Annotated in this window: 15 protein-coding genes; 12 read left to right on the top strand and 3 right to left on the bottom strand. The window is 60.1% G+C overall.

Features of this window, described 5'->3' with window-relative positions; all coding sequences use genetic code 11:
• Nucleotides 1–3: 3 nt before the first annotated feature.
• From B9Z37_RS04965 to B9Z37_RS04955, 3 genes are all read right to left on the bottom strand, one after another.
• Nucleotides 4–525, bottom strand: coding sequence for an Rrf2 family transcriptional regulator (locus B9Z37_RS04965; protein WP_108311956.1), 522 nt, complete (start codon nucleotides 523–525; stop codon nucleotides 4–6).
• Nucleotides 526–692: 167 nt separating this feature from the next.
• Nucleotides 693–1,388 (bottom strand): S4 domain-containing protein, encoded by a 696-nt coding sequence (locus tag B9Z37_RS04960; RefSeq protein WP_108311955.1) that lies wholly within the window; start codon nucleotides 1,386–1,388, stop codon nucleotides 693–695.
• A 27-nt stretch (nucleotides 1,389–1,415) separates the two neighbouring features.
• Complete coding sequence (locus B9Z37_RS04955) at nucleotides 1,416–3,062, bottom strand: MBL fold metallo-hydrolase (protein WP_108311954.1); 1,647 nt, start codon at nucleotides 3,060–3,062, stop codon at nucleotides 1,416–1,418.
• 50 nt (nucleotides 3,063–3,112) lie between these two features.
• Between B9Z37_RS04955 and dapF the strand changes: the two genes are divergently transcribed.
• The 12 genes from dapF (at nucleotide 3,113) to mraY (ending at nucleotide 16,075) form a co-directional block, all read left to right on the top strand.
• Nucleotides 3,113–3,985 (top strand): diaminopimelate epimerase, encoded by an 873-nt coding sequence (dapF, locus tag B9Z37_RS04950; RefSeq protein ID WP_108311953.1) that lies wholly within the window; start codon nucleotides 3,113–3,115, stop codon nucleotides 3,983–3,985.
• A 17-nt stretch (nucleotides 3,986–4,002) separates the two neighbouring features.
• On the top strand, nucleotides 4,003–4,692 hold the full coding sequence (locus B9Z37_RS04945; RefSeq protein WP_108311952.1) for a DUF484 family protein: 690 nt from the start codon (nucleotides 4,003–4,005) through the stop codon (nucleotides 4,690–4,692).
• A gap of 3 nt (nucleotides 4,693–4,695) precedes the next feature.
• Nucleotides 4,696–5,670: a tyrosine recombinase XerC gene (locus tag B9Z37_RS04940; RefSeq protein ID WP_108311951.1), complete on the top strand. Its 975-nt coding sequence runs from the start codon at nucleotides 4,696–4,698 to the stop codon at nucleotides 5,668–5,670.
• Between the two features lie 120 nt (nucleotides 5,671–5,790).
• Nucleotides 5,791–6,888, top strand: coding sequence for a CobW family GTP-binding protein (locus tag B9Z37_RS04935; RefSeq protein WP_108311950.1), 1,098 nt, complete (start codon nucleotides 5,791–5,793; stop codon nucleotides 6,886–6,888).
• Nucleotides 6,889–7,462: 574 nt separating this feature from the next.
• Complete coding sequence (gene dksA / locus B9Z37_RS04930; protein ID WP_240606657.1) at nucleotides 7,463–8,194, top strand: RNA polymerase-binding protein DksA; 732 nt, start codon at nucleotides 7,463–7,465, stop codon at nucleotides 8,192–8,194.
• A gap of 349 nt (nucleotides 8,195–8,543) precedes the next feature.
• Nucleotides 8,544–8,972 carry a division/cell wall cluster transcriptional repressor MraZ gene (gene mraZ, locus B9Z37_RS04925; protein WP_108311949.1) on the top strand — a complete coding sequence of 143 codons (429 nt, stop codon included), beginning with the start codon at nucleotides 8,544–8,546 and terminating at the stop codon, nucleotides 8,970–8,972.
• 5 nt (nucleotides 8,973–8,977) lie between these two features.
• Nucleotides 8,978–9,907 carry a 16S rRNA (cytosine(1402)-N(4))-methyltransferase RsmH gene (gene rsmH, locus B9Z37_RS04920; protein ID WP_108311948.1) on the top strand — a complete coding sequence of 310 codons (930 nt, stop codon included), beginning with the start codon at nucleotides 8,978–8,980 and terminating at the stop codon, nucleotides 9,905–9,907.
• Complete coding sequence (ftsL, locus tag B9Z37_RS04915) at nucleotides 9,904–10,200, top strand: cell division protein FtsL (RefSeq protein ID WP_108311947.1); 297 nt, start codon at nucleotides 9,904–9,906, stop codon at nucleotides 10,198–10,200. Before rsmH ends, ftsL begins: the two co-directional genes overlap by 4 nt.
• The gene (locus B9Z37_RS04910) at nucleotides 10,197–11,930 is read left to right on the top strand and encodes a peptidoglycan D,D-transpeptidase FtsI family protein (protein ID WP_108311946.1); all 1,734 of its coding nucleotides are present in this window, start codon (nucleotides 10,197–10,199) and stop codon (nucleotides 11,928–11,930) included. The genes ftsL and B9Z37_RS04910 overlap by 4 nt, the downstream gene beginning before the upstream one ends.
• Nucleotides 11,930–13,456, top strand: coding sequence for a UDP-N-acetylmuramoyl-L-alanyl-D-glutamate--2,6-diaminopimelate ligase (locus tag B9Z37_RS04905; RefSeq protein WP_108311945.1), 1,527 nt, complete (start codon nucleotides 11,930–11,932; stop codon nucleotides 13,454–13,456). Before B9Z37_RS04910 ends, B9Z37_RS04905 begins: the two co-directional genes overlap by 1 nt.
• The gene (locus B9Z37_RS04900; RefSeq protein ID WP_108311944.1) at nucleotides 13,453–14,907 is read left to right on the top strand and encodes a UDP-N-acetylmuramoyl-tripeptide--D-alanyl-D-alanine ligase; all 1,455 of its coding nucleotides are present in this window, start codon (nucleotides 13,453–13,455) and stop codon (nucleotides 14,905–14,907) included. Before B9Z37_RS04905 ends, B9Z37_RS04900 begins: the two co-directional genes overlap by 4 nt.
• The gene (gene mraY, locus B9Z37_RS04895) at nucleotides 14,897–16,075 is read left to right on the top strand and encodes a phospho-N-acetylmuramoyl-pentapeptide-transferase (protein ID WP_108311943.1); all 1,179 of its coding nucleotides are present in this window, start codon (nucleotides 14,897–14,899) and stop codon (nucleotides 16,073–16,075) included. Before B9Z37_RS04900 ends, mraY begins: the two co-directional genes overlap by 11 nt.
• Nucleotides 16,076–16,078: the final 3 nt, after the last annotated feature.

The raw sequence follows: 16,078 nt of genomic DNA, 5'->3' as shown, positions 1-16,078 counted from the left end.
GGTTCAGCCTCGGGACGGCATCAAGGTGCCCGCCAGTGCAAACACCGAATTGGGCGCGGTGATCTTCAAGGTGCTTTTGGGCTTGGCAAACACACCGCGTTTGACGGCAGGCGCAGGCGCAGGCTCGACCGTGACGCCCTTGGTGCGCTGCTCGGCCACCAGTTGGCGCAAGCTGATGGATTGCAGATGGGTCAGCATTTTTTCGTTCAGGCTGGCCCACAGGTCGCTGTTCATCCAACCCCCTTCGGCTGCCGCTTCTTCATCCGAAGGCGCATCCACGGCCCCAACGATGTCGGCCATGGTGATTTTTTCGGCATTGCGAGACAGCGAATAACCGCCGCCTGGGCCACGGGTGCTTTCCACCAAGCCTTGCTGGCGCAGTTTGCTGAACAGCTGCTCCAGGTAGGACAAGGAAATTTGGTGACGCACGCTGATGGCGGCCAGAGAAACAGGACCGCGGTCTTCGCGCAGTGCAACGTCAATCATCGCGGTGACGGCAAATCGGCTCTTGGTGCTCAAACGCATGGTGTGCTCCTTTCTGCGTTGGACAAACCCTCATGGGTCTTGCCCTGGTCACTGACTGCGTGGTTCGCAGATGTGACTGGACGGTCATTTTCTCAGACTGATCATGCAATTGGGGATTGCCCGTCTCATTTCAAGGGTAAATCCTGTGTATTTTTGTCGGAAATCAATCAGAAGCGTTCATAGCCTTCCAGCTGCCGCCATTGCCCCGTCTCCAGAGGGGCCAAGCTCAGGCGGCCCACCCGCTGGCGGCGCAGGTCTTGCAGCGGGCATTGCTGGTCCAGCCAGCGGCCCAGATCTTGGCCATCGATGTCTTTGCCTGCGATGCGCAGTACCGTCAGTGTGTCCGTCTGACGGTTGATGCTGGCGCGGATTCCAGGACCATTCATGGCTTTGAGCGTTGTTTCGCTCACAGGGCCCTGGAGGGTGGCCATCCATTCCACTTCCATGGGGCTGCGGCGGTCTTCTAAATGACGCAATACGCCCAAATCGTCCGAAAAAATGCACAGTCCGCTGGCCGCTTTGGGCAAAGGCAGGGGCATTTGCATTTTGGCCAGCCGCTCGGGTCCCCAAATGCCGGCTTGGGCCGCTTTCAGGCCTGCGGTGTCTTGCAGCCAAGCCAGGTTGGCCACTTTGTCTGAGGGCTTGAACAGCACCAGGGTCAGTGGTGCCAGTGCGGCCATGGACACCAAGCGGTTGACGTCGACAGGCTGCTCGTCCCGCACGCGCCGGGCCGGGTCGGTGACCACTTTGCCTGCGACCTGGACGCCGCCGGCCACGATCAGGGCTTCGGCTTCGCGGCGTGAGCAGTTCTGGTCAGCGGCCACACGTTTGGCCAGGCGTATGCCTTCTTCAGAGGGGGTCATCAAGTCTTTCAAAAATCTCAAAATGCCTCAGGACAAGGCTTGTTCGCGGATGTGGTCCACATGCGCTTGCAGCGAGCGGGCGGCCACCGGCCACAGGCGGGGGGGCACGTCGTCATAGGCTTTTTCGACCCACTCCTGCAGGCTGCCTTGGGGCAGAGCTTGCATGGCGGCGGCTATTTTGGCCTCGCGCCGCAGGCGGTGCGCCCGCAGCTGGGTGATGGCTTGGTGGGCAAAGCCCAGCACATGGCCGTGCGCGGGCAAGATGAATTCAATGTGGCCTGCCTCACAGGCGGCCGCCAGTTTGTCCAACGAGTCAAGGTAGTCACCCATGTGGCCGTCTGGCGGGTCGATCACGGTGGTGCTGCCGTTGAGCACATGGTCGCCCGAAAACAGCAGGCCGTCTTCTTCGAGCACCAGACACAGGTGGTTGGCCGCGTGGCCGGGCGTGTGGACCACGCGCAGGGTGTGGGTGATGTCGCCCTCGGTGCCCGTGCCTTGCAGCACCAGTTTTTCGTTGTCGACCAGCTCGCGATCCGGCGTGAAGCGGCTGTTGGCGCGGGCCGTGGGGCGGGACGCCAGGCCCAGGATGGGCGGCTTGTTCGTGCACAGCGCCTGCAAGGGAGCCGCACCGGGGGAATGGTCAAAGTGTGAATGGGTGCAGACGATGGCCTTGATTTGCCCGCCCGCCGCGCGCCACAGGCGCTGCAGGTGATCGTCGTCGGCCGGACCCGGGTCGATCACGATGTAGCCGGTGTTCGGGTCGCCCACCAGGTAGCTGTTGGTGCCGGGGCCGGTCATCACGCCGGGGTTGGGGGCGGTGAGGCGCTGCACGTTTTTGAGCAAGGGCACGGGCTGGTCGGTTTGCCAGTCGAGGTGGTGCTGGATTTGGCCGTCGGGGCTGACCAGGGCCAGCTCGCCAAACGGGGCTTCGTGCTCCATGTAGCGGGCTTCGTTGCCCGCCAGCCAGCCAGCTCGGGGGCAGCTGGTCCACAGCGGTTCGTCGTTCACGGCGCAGGCTTGCAAAACATCGTCGACCTTCGCGAAGGCTTTGAGGCGTTCCAGCGTGCGGATGGTCGGGAAGATGATGAAAAATTCACCCGCTTCGTGGCGCGTCAGCGCATCCACCGGGCGCACCCAGACGGGCTCGAACTGCTCGGCCTCGTCGGCCACGGGGGTCTGGCCTTCGGGCATGCGGGCCACCAGAAAGGGCACGTCAAAGCGGCGGGGCAGGTCGCGGTCGGTGATCCAGTGGGCCAGCACAAACACCTGGTCGGCGGCCAGCGTCAGGCCCCGGGCCTGGCATTGGGCGGCAAAAGCGGCTTTGCGATCGATCTGCGCAATGTCGCTGTTGTCGGCCCAGCGCCCATCGGCATGGCGGGCGAACAAAATGCCCAGCTCCTCAAAGCTTTCGCGGATGGCGGCAATGGCTTGCGTCAGGTGCAAGTCGCTTTGCTTGGGGCGGCGTGTGGACAGGGGATGTGCCTGTGCGTCGGCAGCGTCAATGCCGCCGCCTGGGAACACATAGGCGCCCGGCGCAAAGCTGGCCGTCATGGAACGGCGGGTCATCAAGACCTCAATGCCTTCAGGGCCATCGCGCAAAAGCAGCACGGTGGCTGCCGGGCGCAGGGGGGCGGGCTCACGTTGGGGGTGCAGGAGTTGGGATATGCGTGCCATGCCCCATTATCAGGCGGCTTGGGCTTCATCCAAGGGCGATAATCGCGGCCATGCACATACGCTTTACCAAGATGCAAGGGGCCGGCAATGATTTTGTCGTGCTCGACGAGACCCAGGCTCGCCTGGGCCTGAACGCGGCGCAGTACCGTTTTTTGGCCGACCGCCACTTTGGTGTGGGGGCCGACCAGATCCTGACGGTGCGCCCGTCGCCCGCGCCGGGGCTGGATTTTGAATACGTGATCCACAACGCCGACGGCGGTGAGGTGGAGCATTGCGGCAACGGGGCGCGTTGCTTTGTGCGCTATGTGCGCGACAAGGGCTTGACCGACAAAACCACGGTGCACGTGAAAGTGCAGCAAGGCGAGATTGAGCTGCACATGAACCCCGATGGCCGCGTCACGGTCAATATGGGTGCCCCGGTGTTCGACTGGGAACGCGTGCCGTTTAACCCTATGGGCCTGATCAGCGACCAGGTGAATGGCTGGCCGGTGTTTGACCTGGCCTTGGGTGCGCAGGGCATCGCCCGCGTGGGGGTGGTGTCCATGGGCAATCCGCATGCTGTTCAGCGGGTGGACGATGTGGACACTTTCCCGGTGCTGGCACAAGGCCCCCTGATTGAAAACCACCCGGCTTTTCCGAAACGGGTGAACGCTGGTTTTATGCAAATTGTTTCGCGCAAGCAAATCAAGCTGCGCGTGTTCGAGCGTGGTGCAGGAGAAACTTTGGCTTGCGGCACGGGTGCATGCGCGGCGGTGGTCGCAGGCATTCGCCAAGGCTGGCTGGACAGCCGCGTGGATGTGCAGGCCCGTGGTGGTGTGCTGACCATTGAATGGGCCGGACAGGCCGACAGCCCTGTGCTGATGACCGGCCCTGCGACTTCTGTGTTCGAGGGCAGCATTGAAGTGCCCGATACCCTTTCCTGAATTTCTGGAGCCAAGACATGACCCCCTCCGAGCCGATGAGCCCGATCACCGAAGACGACATTGCCGACTATCTGGTGAACACCCCCGACTTTTTTGAGCGCCACGCCTCGCTGTTGGCCACTGTGCAACTGACGCACCCGCAAAGCCACCGCACGGTCGGTTTGCAAGAGCGTCAGGCGCAAATGTTGCGCGACAAGATCAAGGGCCTCGAGCACCGCATCATGGACATGATTCGGCATGGCAACGAAAACATGATCCTGACCGACAAGCTGCACCGTTGGTCTTGCGAGTTGCTGGTCACACCGCCAGCACAACTGGCCGAGTCGGCGGTCGAGAACATCCGTGATTTGTTTCAAGTGCCTCAGGTCGCTTTGCGCTTGTGGTCACTGCAGGACGAACACGCCCAGGCGGTTTATGCCCAGGGCGTGACCGAAGCGGTGCAAATGCTGGCCACGTCTTTGGACACGCCTTATGTTGGCCCCAACGCGGGTTACGAGGCGGTGCAGTGGTTGGCCGAGCCGACGCAAGCGGCGTCGCTGGCGCTGTTGGCTTTGCGCGCAACGCCTGGGCAACCGGCTTTTGGTCTGCTGGTGTTGGCCTCGCCCGATGCGCAGCGCTTCAACGGCCAGATGGGCACCGACTTGCTGGAGCGTCTGGCCGAGTTGGCTGGCGCTGCTTTGTCGGTGTTGCGGGCACCGCAGGCCTGATCCATGTCGGATGCGGAGGCCCCAGACCCGCTGGTCGTCCGTTATCTGGACCACGTTCGTTTTGAAAAGCGCCTGGCCGAGCGCACCTGCGCGCTTTACCAGCTCGATCTGATTCGCTTGGCCGACATGGCCGCCGCGTCGAAAGTGCCTTTGTTGCAAGTGCAAAGCGGCCATGTTCGCCGTTGGGTCGCTCAAATGCACAGTGCGGGGCGCAGCGGCCGAGGCATTGCCCTCATCTTGTCGGGCTGGCGCGGTTTTTACACTTGGCTTGGGCGTGAAGGCCTGGTGGCTCACAACCCGGTGGTGGATGTGCGTGCCCCGCGGGCGGCCAAGCCCTTGCCGAAAGCTTTGGGTGTTGATGAAGCGGTGCAGCTGGCCGAGCACGAAGAAGAAAACGACGCCCCTTGGCTGGAAGCTCGCGATGCCGCCATGGTGGAACTGCTTTATGGCTGCGGTTTGCGCATTGCAGAGCTGACGGGGCTGGATGTGGTGGCCAGCGCCGAAGCCAGCCGGGCAGGCCGCGGCTGGATTGACCTGCAAAACGCCGAGGTGCAGGTGCAGGGCAAAGGCAGCAAACGCCGCAGCGTGCCTTTGGGGCGCTCTGCCCTCGAAGCCTTGGCGCATTGGCTGGCCGTTCGCACCCAGTTGCCGGGCATGTTGACCCAGCCCACGCCCGGCGCATCGGGACTGGCGCTGGCGCTGTTTCCTGGACGCCATGGCACCCGCTTGACGCCCCGAGGTGTGGCGCAACGCCTCAAGCGCCGCAGCCTGTTGGCGGGCTTGGCCACGCCGGTGCACCCGCACATGCTGCGCCACTCTTTTGCCAGCCATGTGCTGCAGTCCAGCGGCGATTTACGCGCCGTACAAGAGCTGCTGGGCCACGCCAACATCACCACCACACAGGTCTACACGCGGCTCGATTTTCAGCACCTGGCCAAGGCCTATGACGCGGCCCACCCGCGGGCCAAACGCAAATGACCCCCGGGGCGGGTGTGCCGTCGGCCCATGAGGGTATGTCGGCGCACGCAGCGCAGGTGGTTTGAATTCGTCGCTACACTCCCCAACTCTTGTCTTTTGACCCTTTCCGCGGAGCCTTTCATGTCCCTTATCCCCGCCACCATCCTGACCGGTTTTCTGGGTTCGGGCAAAACCACCTTGCTCAAACGTGTGTTGACCGAGGCCCACGGCCAGAAGATCGCCGTGATCGAGAACGAGTTTGGTGAAGAGAACATCGACAACGACATCCTGGTCTCTGAAACGAACGAGCAGATCATCCAGATGAGCAATGGCTGCATCTGTTGCACCATCCGCGAAGACCTGCGCGCCACGCTGCAACTGCTGGCGGCCAAACGCCGCAAGGGCCTGCTGACGTTCGACCGCATCGTGATTGAGACCACTGGCCTGGCCGATCCGGGGCCTGTGGCGCAGACCTTTTTCATGGACGACGAAATCGCCGAAACCTTCTTGCTTGACTCGATCCTGACCTTGGTGGACGCCAAACACGCGGCCCAGCAACTCAATGACCGCCAAGAGGCACGTCGTCAGGTGGGTTTTGCCGACCAGATTTTCATCAGCAAGGCGGACCTGGTCTCAGCCGAAGAGCTCGATGCCTTGCAGCACCGACTCAAACACATGAACCCGCGTGCGCCCCAAAAGGTGGTGCACTTTGGTGAAGTGGCTTTGTCCGAGGTGTTTGACCTGAAAGGCTTCAACCTGAATGCCAAGCTGGACATTGACCCCGACTTTTTGAATGACGGTGCGCATGACCATGTGCATGGCGAGCACTGCGACCACCCCTCCCACCAGCACGACCATGATCATGAACACGGTGAGCACTGTGATCACCCCTCGCATGACCACGAGCACAGCCATGGACACGGGCATCACCACCACCATGACGACGATGTGAAAAGCTTTGTTTTCCGGTCCGAGCGTGCGTTTGACCCGGCCAAGCTGGAGGACTTCTTGGGCGCCATCGTCAACATCTACGGCCCACGCATGCTGCGCTACAAGGGCGTGCTGAACATGCGGGGTACCGAACGCAAAGTGATTTTCCAGGGCGTGCACCAATTGATGGGCAGCGATTTGGGGCCAATGTGGGCCGATGGCGAAGTCAAAATGAGCAAGATGGTGTTCATTGGCATCGATTTACCCAAAGACATTCTGTTGCAGGGCCTGGAGCAATGCTTGGTGTGAGGTGTGTTTTGTGGCCAGAGACGGGCAGGGGCTGATGGGCTTGAACTTGTCTTTAATCGACAGGTTGCCGTTTTTCGATCGTTCTTATCGCTACAATCGCCCGCCTGAAGCCCCCCCTTTTTTCGGTAGGGCTGGTGAACCCCATAAGGTCTATAACAAGGGTTTGAAATGCAAATGAACAGGTTTTTCAATCGGTTGCTGCAGTGTGGCAAGAGGTTTGGGCCTGCCCTTTCACACGGCTAGGAGACAAGACGTGAAGACCTCGACTCAAAAAACAACGAGCAAAGTGACCGCCGCCAAGGCGAAAGCCAAGCCTGTGCCGGTCAAAAAAGTGCCGGCCAAGTCTGCTGCTTCTGCCAAAACGACAGCAAAGCCACAAGCCAAGCGCCCGTCCTCTGCCGCATCTAAAACCAAAAAGGCTGCACCAGCCCCCAAGTCGACCAAAACACCTCAACCTCTTGCGGCCGCCAAAAAAGCCCCTCCATTGAAAAGCAAGCCCGTCGCACCAGCCCCTAAAAAAGCCGTTGCGGCAGCTCCTAAGTCGGCCCCCGCCCCCAAGGCGAAGGCCGCACCCGTGCCGTCCCCTAAAAAGACGGCCTCTGTACCTGAAGCGAAATCTATGACTGTTAAAAAAGTGGCGACACCGACCCCCCCGGTCGCCCAACCTGCCGTGGCGGCAGTGGCGGCGCCTGCTGCGCCTGACCAATTGGTTCGTGCAACACGCCCCTCCGCCCGTTTGGCCCAAATCACGGTGCCTTCTTTGCCGCCAGCGGTGGCTTCGACGGCAGCCAAGGCCAGTTTCATGCCCAGTTCGCCAGTGGCTGCGGTTTCTGCCCCTTTTGCACCGATCAAAAAAGACCCCAAATTGGCCAACAACTGGAAGACCAAAGCGGTTGAGCAGTTGACCGACGCCGAAATTTTGGCGATGCCCGAGTCGGAGTACATGAACAGCGTGCAAATGGCGTATTTCCGCCGCAAGCTGTCGATCTTGAAACAGGAAATTCTGAACAGCGCGGGCGCGACCACAGAGCACCTGCGTGAAGACACGGTGGTGGTGCCCGATCCTGCAGACCGTGCCACGATCGAAGAAGAGCACGCTCTTGAGCTGCGCACGCGTGATCGCGAACGCAAGTTGCTCAAGAAAATCGAACAATCGATCGGCCTGATTGACTCTGGTGAATACGGTTACTGTGATGAAACCGGCGAGCCCATCGGTGTCGGTCGTCTGTTGGCCCGTCCAACGGCCACCTTGTCTTTGGAAGCGCAACAACGGCGTGAGTTGAAGCAAAAAATGTTCGGCGACTGAGTTAAAAAAGTTGTGTCCAAACGTAAAAAACCCCTTCTCAGGGGTTTTTTTACGCCCGGTTTAAGTCTAGCGGGGTCAAAAACTGATTTTTTGCATTTGATGTATTTGCCATTTTTAATTTTTATCATCCTTCACAGGTTACTTTCATTGCCACTTGTAAGTGCCTAATTTACATGGAAATTTCTCTTGCTGCAGGGTTCGATTTCGGTGCTAAGCCATTGATTTCATTGAAAAAAATCGATCTACACCGGTTGAGTTGCACTGAATTCCTGATACAGTGCAAAAAAGTGCAATTAAGTGGGGAAAAGTGTCCTTGCTTGTGTGTCTCAACTGAAAAAAGGTCGTTGCAGTGTTTCAAGGGGCTTCATCGCTGAGTCTGGATGCCAAAGGGCGGTTGTCTGTACCGACCCGGCACCGTGACGTCTTGAGCGCCACGGCACAGGGCCAGTTGACCATCACCAAGCACCCCCATGGCTGTTTGATGGTGTTCCCCCGCCCCGAGTGGGAAAAATTCCGCGAACGCATTGCCCAGTTGCCCATGTCTGCCCAGTGGTGGAAGCGGATTTTTTTGGGCAATGCCATGGATGTCGAGATGGATGGCACAGGGCGCGTGCTGATCTCGCCTGAATTGCGCCAAGCCGCAGGCATTGCCAAAGACACCATGCTGCTGGGCATGGGCAACCACTTTGAGTTGTGGGACAAAGCCACTTACGACGCGCAAGAAGCGCAGGCCATGCAGGGCGACATGCCCGATGTGTTCAAGGATTTTTCGTTCTGAACGCCATGACCGACACCGTACTGACCCACACCACCGTGCTTTTGAATGAGGCGGTGGACGAATTGCTCCAGGCTTCTGCGGGTGCCGATGGCGCTTATGTGGATGCCACCTTTGGGCGTGGCGGCCATTCGCGTTTGATTCTTTCGCGCTTGTCGGCACAAGGGCGTTTGCTCGCTTTTGACAAAGACTTGGAGGCGATTGCCGAAGCCGGGCGCATTGGCGACGCCCGCTTTTCGATCCGCCATGAAGGCTTTTCAAACTTGGGCGAACTGCCCCCTGGCAGTGTTGACGGCGTCTTGATGGACTTGGGCATCAGCTCTCCCCAGATCGACAGCCCCGAGAGGGGTTTTTCTTTTCGTTTTGAGGGCCCACTTGACATGCGCATGGACACCACGCGCGGCGAAAGTGTGGCCGATTGGCTGGCAACGGCCACGGTGGATCAAATCACGGAGGTGATACGTGACTATGGCGAAGAACGGTTTGCTTTTCAGATTGCAAAGGCGCTTGTGGCTCGCCGACAAGAGCGGGGCCCAATTTCAACCACCACCGATTTGGCCCAGCTCGTGGCTGACACGGTCAAGACTCGCGAGCCGGGCCAGAATCCTGCAACGCGGACATTTCAGGCTTTTCGGATTTTCATCAACGCAGAGCTTGCGGAGCTCGAACAAGCGCTAGAGGCCAGCCTGCATGTGTTGGCCCCAGGCGGTCGTTTGGTGGTCATCAGCTTCCATTCGCTGGAAGACCGCATCGTCAAGCAATTCATTGCCAAGCACTCCAAAGAAGTGGTTGACCGGCGTGTGCCTTTTGCCGAGCCGGTGAAGATGCGTTTGAAGGCCTGTGGCCGTGTGCGTCCCCGCGATGCTGAAGTGCGCGGCAACCCCCGTTCGCGCAGTGCCATCATGCGCATGGCCGAGCGCACCGAGGTGCCTGCATGACTCGCCTCAGTATTTTCCTGTTGCTGGCGGTGATCGCCAGTGCGTTGGTGTTGGTGCACAGCCAATACGAAACGCGCCGCTTGTTCATGGCGCTGGAATCTGCACGCAAGGAAGCCAAGCGCCTGGATGTTGACCGGGACCGCCTGCAGGTAGAGCGCCGTGCGCAAGCCACGCCTTTGCGCGTGGAGCAGATTGCGCGCCAGCAGCTGCAAATGCGCGCAGCTTCGCCCGCCATCACCCAGTACGTGTCCATCAAGGATGCGGCCACCGCTGGCAAGGAGGCGCGTCCATGAGCCGCAGCGTCCAGCTTTCATCGAGCCCGCTGCTGGCGAGCAAAACACCGGTTTGGCGCAGCAAGTTCATTGTGGCGGCGATTGCCTTGGGTTTCACGGGGCTGGTGGCGCGTGCGGCCTATGTTCAGGTTTTTGCCAATGACTTTTTCATTCGCCAGGGTGAAGTTCGTTTTGCCCGGACCTTGACTTTGCCCGCCAATCGGGGGCGTGTACTCGACCGCAATGGCATGTTGCTGGCATCGAGCGTGCCTGCGCCCAGCATCTGGGCCAACCCCGAAGACATGGAGCGCGACCCGGCCAAGTTGCGCGAGCTGGCCCGTTTGCTGGAGATGACGCCGGCTGAGCTGGACAAAAAACTCAAGGACGATGAAAAAACCTTTGTCTGGTTGCGCAGGCAACTCGATGAGCCAGTGGTCAAGCAGATTTTGGCGTTGGGCATCAAGGGCGTATACGACATCAAGGAATACAAACGCTTGTATCCGGAAGGTGAAGCCGCGGCCCACATCGTGGGCTTTACCAATGTGGAAGACCAGGGCCAAGAGGGTGTGGAGCTGGTTTTCCAGAAGCAGCTCTCCGGCAAGCCGGGTTCGCGCCGAGTCATCAAGGACCGGTTGGGTCGTGTGGTTGAGGATGTAGGCGAGGCAGTGCCGCCTGTTGATGGTGAAGACCTGCAGTTGAGCATCGACAGCAAAGTGCAATTCTTTGCTTACCAAAAGTTGCGCGATGCGGTGCTGGATAACAAAGCCAAGGCCGGCAGCGTGGTTGTGCTGGATGCCCAGTCGGGTGAAATTTTGGCGCTCGCCAATTACCCCAGCTATTCACCCGACAAACGCGTCAATCTGAGCGGCGAACAATTGCGCAACCGTGCTTTGACGGACACCTTCGAGCCGGGTTCGACCATGAAACCGTTTGCGGTGGCCTTGGCTTTGGAAAAAGGTTTGGTCAAGCCTGAAACACCGATTCAGACCGCACCCGGTCGGATCACGATCACCGGCTCAACCATCACCGATGCGCATCCTCATGGGGTGCTCACGGTCAACGAAGTGATTCAGAAGTCCAGTAACGTGGGCACGGTCAAGATGGCCATGCAGATGCAGCCCAGAGAGATGTGGGAAATGTACGCCCAGGTCGGTTTTGGACAAAAGCCTCAGCTGCCGTTTCCTGGCGTGGTCAGTGGGCGTTTGCGGCCCTACAAAACATGGCGACCCATTGAGCAGGCCACCATGAGTTATGGCTACGGTATTTCAGGCAGCTTGTTCCAGGTGGCCAGGGCATACACAGTCTTTGCGCGGGACGGCGAAGTGGTTCCGGCCACGTTGATGAAAGCCGAAAACCAGGTCCCTGGTGTGCGTGTCATCAGCGCAGAAAACGCCAAGGCCATGCGCAAGATGCTGCAGATGGCGGCAGGCCCTGGAGGCACTGCGCAAAAGGCCCAAACCATGGGCTATTCCGTAGGTGGCAAAACCGGCACGGCGCACAAGCAAGAAGGCAAAGGCTATGCCGGTAAAAAATACCGGGGCTTTTTCGTGGGCATGGCCCCCATTGAGGCCCCGCGCATCGTGGTGGCCGTGATGATCGACGAGCCCAGCAATGGCCGTTACTTCGGTGGCGATGTCGCGGCACCCGTGTTCAGTCAGACCGTACAGCAGACCTTGCGCTTGATGGGTGTGCAACCCGACATGGCGGTCAAGCCGCAAGTCGTGGCCAAGTCGGTTGAGGAGTCTTTCTGATGCAAGACCTGCACAACGCCCCCGAAGCGGCGCGCTGGTTGCGCGCGCATGTGGCGGGTGAGCTGCGCACCGACAGCCGTCTGGTGCAGCCGGGTGATGCGTTCATTGCTTGGCCTGGTGCAGCGACGGATGGGCGTCAATACCTGGCGCAAGCCTTGGCGCAAGGCGCGGCTGCCTGTTTGCTCGAAGCAGACGGTCATGCGCCTTGGCTCAATGCCATGCAGGCCACTTCGGTCAAATTGGATCGATTGGCCGTGATGAAGGACCTCAAGGCACAGACCGGTCTCGTGGCCGACGCTTATTACGAGCATCCGAGCCAGGCCCTGAGCGTGCTGGCTGTGACCGGCACCAACGGTAAAACGTCCACCGCCTGGTGGCTGGCGCAGGCCTTGTCTTCTCCTGTGCTGCAACATGCTTGTGGTTTGGTGGGCACTCTGGGCGTGGGTCGGGCGCCTGATCTCGTGTCCACTGGCATGACCACACCCGACCCCGTCTTGCTGCAGCGGCAGTTCAGGGTGTTTGCCGATGAGGGGGTCACGCATTGCGCGATCGAGGCCTCTTCGATCGGTCTGGCCGAGCACCGCCTGGATGGCACACACATCCGCGTCGCTGTGTTCACGAATTTCACACAAGACCACCTCGACTACCACGGCGACATGGCCAGCTATTGGGCGGCCAAGGAGGCCTTGTTTGGCTGGTCTGGTTTACAGGCGGCGGTCATCAACACAGATGACGCGCAAGGCGCCTTGTTGGCCCAGCACTTGAACGCAGAGGCGCTGGATGTGTGGACTTGCTCGCGTCAGGGGCCAGCCCGGTTGCAAGCCCGTACCTTGCGCAGTGCCGATGGCCTGGCGTTCGAGGTGATCGAAGGCGCCGAGGTGCAGACTTTGCACACCAGCCTCATGGGCGACTACAACATCGACAACCTGCTGGGCGTGATCGGCAGCATGCGGGCTTTGGGTGTGAGCTTGGCCGACGCCGTGCAGGCGTGTGCACATTTGACGGCCGTGCCCGGGCGCATGCAGCGCGTGCTTGCAGGTGCAACCGATCCGGATTTGCCTTTGGTGGTGGTCGACTACGCACACACGCCCGATGCCGTGTCGCAGGCGCTGACCGCTTTGCGTTCGCAAGCGGCGGTGCGTGGTGGACGTCTTTGGTGTGTGCTGGGTTGCGGCGGTGACCGCGATGCCCTCAAACGTCCCCTGATGGCCGCTGCCGCCGAGGCTGCATCTGACCAGGTGGTGTTGACCAGCGACAATCCCCGGTCTGAATCGCCGCAAGCCATTCTGGCTGCGATGGTGACAGGCTTGTCCCTTCCCAGCCAAGCGCAAATTCAGGCAGATCGCGCACGGGCGATTGCCGAGGTGGTGGCACAAGCCGCCGCGCAAGACGTGGTGCTGGTGGCAGGCAAGGGCCACGAGACTGAACAAGAAATCATGGGCGTGCGTCATCCGTTTTCGGATGTGCTGCATGTTCAGGCGGCCTTGCAGCAACGCCGTGTCCAGCGCCAAGGGGCAAGTGCATGAGCGCCTTGCATTCCACCATGAACTTGCCGCTGGGTCTGGCCTTGACTTGGCTGAGCCAGGCACGTGGCGTGAACGTGAAGGACGTGGTGGTCGACCGCGTCCACACCGACAGCCGCAGCTTGCAGGCGGGTGACTTGTTTGTGGCTTTGCGCGGCGAACGGTTTGACGGCAACCAGTTCATCGCCCAGGCGAAGGCGCAGGGTGCGGTGGCGGTGGTGTGCGAGGCCTCGGGCGAAGCCTTGGCGGCGGCACACGGTTTGCCTGCTTTGGTGGTGCCCGATGCCCGCATCGCTTTGGGTGAATTGGCCGCAGGCTGGCGCGCCCAGTTTGATTTGCCCTTGATTGCCGTGACCGGCAGCAACGGCAAAACCACCGTGACGCAGATGATCGCCTCGATCTTGCGCGCCCATGCCGGGGCGGACGCCTTGTCGACCCAAGGCAACCTGAACAACGACATCGGCGTGCCATTGACCTTGTTCAATCTGCGCGCGCACCACCGCATTGCCGTGGTGGAGCTGGGCATGAACTACCCCGGCGAAATCGCCTACCTGGCCGCCTTGGCGCAACCCACGGTGGCATTGGTCAACAACGCACAGCGGGAGCACCAGGAATTCATGGGCACGGTAGAAGCCGTCGCGCATGAAAACGGTGCCGTGTTGCAGGCTTTGCCTGACAGCGGTGTGGCGGTGTTCCCGGCAGACGAAGAATTCACACGCATCTGGCAAACCCTGTCCGGTCAGCGCACGCAGCGCACATTTGCCTTGTCAACCAACGGTGTTCAAGCGGATGTCCGCGCTGCCGTGGTGCTCTGGCAATCGGGCGCCTGGCAGTTCACCTTGAAGACCGCAGAAGGCACCGCCCCTTTGCGCTTGCACATTGCGGGGCGGCACAACGTGAAAAACGCTTTGGCGGCGAGTGCTTGCGCACTCGCAGCGGGGGTGTCTTTGGCCGCTGTGGCCCAAGGCCTGCAAGCGTTCGAGCCTGTCAAAGGGCGATCACGTGCCCTGGTTTTGCATGCGCAAAACGGTGACATCACTTTGGTGGATGACACCTACAACGCCAACCCCGATTCGGTAAGGGCAGCGATCGATGTGCTCGCCGAGTTGCCTGCCCCACGCTTGCTGGTGTTGGGCGACATGGGTGAAGTGGGCAACCAAGGGCCGGAGTTTCACGCAGAAGTGGGTGCTTATGCGGCCGAGCGCGGCATCGAAGCGATGTACACCTTGGGTGATTTGTGCGTGCATGCAGCCCAGGCATTTGTTCGGGCGAACCATTTTGAGGGCATGGACAGTCTGCTGACAGCGGCCACGCAAAACGTCGCCCATTTCCAGAGTGTGGTGGTCAAAGGCTCTCGCTTCATGAAGATGGAGCGCGTGGTCGAGGCCTTGCTGTCACAAGGTGCGACGAACAACACCCATCAGAACAAAAAAGGGGAGGCTCATGCTGCTTAGTTTGGCCCAATGGTTGCAAAGTTTGTCTCCGGAGTGGGGCTTTTTGCGCGTTTTCCAATACATCACCTTCCGTGCCGTGATGGCTGCGATGACGGCGTTGTTGATCGGCTTGGCCGCAGGCCCCTTTGTGATCCGTCGCCTGACCTCGCTCAAGATCGGTCAGCCGATCCGTGGCTACGGCATGGAGTCGCACCTGTCAAAAAGCGGCACACCCACCATGGGCGGTGTGCTGATTTTGTTGTCCATTGCCATTTCCACCCTGTTGTGGTTTGACCTGTCCAACCGTTTTGTCTGGATTGTGCTGATCGTGACGCTGGGTTTTGGTGCCATTGGCTGGGTCGATGACTGGCGCAAGGTGGTCAACAAAGATCCCGAAGGCATGCGTTCGCGTGAAAAGTATTTCTGGCAGTCGGTGATCGGCCTGTTGGCGGCGCTGTACCTGGTGTTCAGCATTTCCGAAGTGTCCAACTTGCGCGTGTTTGATTTGTTCGCAAAATGGGTCATGTCGGGCTTTGACGTGAACCTGCCACCCAAGGCTGGTTTGCAGGTGCCATTTTTTAAAGAGATCAATTACCCGTTGGGGGTCTTGGGCTTTGTGGTCATGACCTACCTGGTCATTGTCGGTGCCAGCAACGCCGTCAACTTGACCGATGGTCTGGATGGCTTGGCCATCATGCCGGTGGTGATGGTGGGTTCGGCGCTGGGTGTGTTCGCTTACGTGACGGGCAGCTCGGTGTATTCCAAGTACCTGTTCTTTCCGCACATTCCGGGCTCGGGCGAGTTGATGATTTTTTGCGCGGCCATGGCGGGTGCCGGCCTGGCTTTCTTGTGGTTCAACACCCATCCGGCTCAGGTCTTCATGGGCGATGTGGGTGCGCTGGCTTTGGGGGCCGCCTTGGGCACCATCGCGGTCATCGTGCGGCAGGAAATAGTGCTCGCCATCATGGGCGGCATCTTTGTGGTCGAGGCCTTGTCGGTCATGGCGCAGGTGGCTTATTTCAAGTACACCAAGAAAAAATACGGTGAAGGTCGTCGCATCTTGAAAATGGCGCCTTTGCACCACCACTTTGAAAAGAGCGGCTGGAAAGAAACGCAAGTGGTTGTGCGTTTCTGGATCATCACCATGCTGCTGTGTTTGGTCGGCTTGTCGACCCTGAAGCTGAGGTAAGCC

The organism is Limnohabitans parvus II-B4 (assembly GCF_003063455.1).
Lineage (GTDB): Bacteria > Pseudomonadota > Gammaproteobacteria > Burkholderiales > Burkholderiaceae_C > Limnohabitans_A > Limnohabitans_A parvus.
This window is presented reverse-complemented; position numbering and strand designations above follow the sequence as displayed.

Bases quoted from the DNA above. Each gene is read 5' to 3' on its own strand.
- B9Z37_RS04955 (WP_108311954.1), bottom strand. From the start codon at position 3,062: ATGGCACGCATATCCCAACTCCTGCACCCCCAACGTGAGCCCGCCCCC.
- B9Z37_RS04960 (WP_108311955.1), bottom strand. From the start codon at position 1,388: ATGACCCCCTCTGAAGAAGGCATACGCCTGGCCAAACGTGTGGCCGCT.
- B9Z37_RS04940 (WP_108311951.1), top strand. From the start codon at position 4,696: ATGTCGGATGCGGAGGCCCCAGACCCGCTGGTCGTCCGTTATCTGGAC.
- B9Z37_RS04945 (WP_108311952.1), top strand. From the start codon at position 4,003: ATGACCCCCTCCGAGCCGATGAGCCCGATCACCGAAGACGACATTGCC.
- mraY (WP_108311943.1), top strand. From the start codon at position 14,897: ATGCTGCTTAGTTTGGCCCAATGGTTGCAAAGTTTGTCTCCGGAGTGG.
- ftsL (WP_108311947.1), top strand. From the start codon at position 9,904: ATGACTCGCCTCAGTATTTTCCTGTTGCTGGCGGTGATCGCCAGTGCG.
- B9Z37_RS04965 (WP_108311956.1), bottom strand. From the start codon at position 525: ATGCGTTTGAGCACCAAGAGCCGATTTGCCGTCACCGCGATGATTGAC.
- B9Z37_RS04910 (WP_108311946.1), top strand. From the start codon at position 10,197: ATGAGCCGCAGCGTCCAGCTTTCATCGAGCCCGCTGCTGGCGAGCAAA.
- B9Z37_RS04935 (WP_108311950.1), top strand. From the start codon at position 5,791: ATGTCCCTTATCCCCGCCACCATCCTGACCGGTTTTCTGGGTTCGGGC.
- B9Z37_RS04900 (WP_108311944.1), top strand. From the start codon at position 13,453: ATGAGCGCCTTGCATTCCACCATGAACTTGCCGCTGGGTCTGGCCTTG.
- B9Z37_RS04905 (WP_108311945.1), top strand. From the start codon at position 11,930: ATGCAAGACCTGCACAACGCCCCCGAAGCGGCGCGCTGGTTGCGCGCG.
- rsmH (WP_108311948.1), top strand. From the start codon at position 8,978: ATGACCGACACCGTACTGACCCACACCACCGTGCTTTTGAATGAGGCG.
- dapF (WP_108311953.1), top strand. From the start codon at position 3,113: ATGCACATACGCTTTACCAAGATGCAAGGGGCCGGCAATGATTTTGTC.